The sequence below is a fragment of the Terrisporobacter petrolearius genome, assembly GCF_020748185.1.
In the GTDB taxonomy this organism is placed as follows: domain Bacteria; phylum Bacillota; class Clostridia; order Peptostreptococcales; family Peptostreptococcaceae; genus Terrisporobacter; species Terrisporobacter petrolearius.
In genome coordinates this window covers 1-534 of the sequence record NZ_JAHZMO010000122.1, presented here as the reverse complement: position 1 = coordinate 534, position 534 = coordinate 1, and the positions used below count along the sequence as shown (strand labels likewise).

General features: G+C 30.1%; 1 protein-coding gene. It reads right to left on the bottom strand.

The features are described from left to right. The coding region (locus K0040_RS19930) for a Crp/Fnr family transcriptional regulator (RefSeq protein ID WP_228110430.1) at nucleotides 1-401 on the bottom strand (401 nt) is incomplete at its 3' end. Nucleotides 402-534 lie beyond the last annotated feature (133 nt).

Below are 534 nucleotides of genomic sequence, written 5' to 3'. Positions count from 1 at the left end.
AATTTATATGAAAATAACTCTGCATGAATATTTTCTGTAGATAATTTTGCAAAAACAGAGGAACTAATCTGTATAATATCGCAGTCCGTTTCAGCATCTACATAGACATCAAAAGTTATTGTTTTTAGAATACAGGAAGCTGATAAAATACATACATCTCCATCATCAAGTCGGAACAGTGTAACCTCTCGACCTTCATCTGAAAGTATGTATGTGCGTATTGTTCCAGACTTTATAATCAAAATACCAATACAGTCACTATCACCACAATGTACGGGATTCCCTTTTTTGTAATGCGAGGTGTTTGCTGAAGAAATTAATAATTCTTTTTGTAAGTCAGTAAGTTTATCCCAAAAAGGCAAGCTATGTGTAAGTATATCAATTTCATTTTGTGAAATCATACCATATCTCCTTTCTTAAATTGTTATAATCCCATGATACAAGTGAATAGATAAATTGACAAGTAGTTTGTTAAGAGGATTATTTAGTCAGATAGTAATAGTATGATTTATGTAGAAAAAATATGATAATATA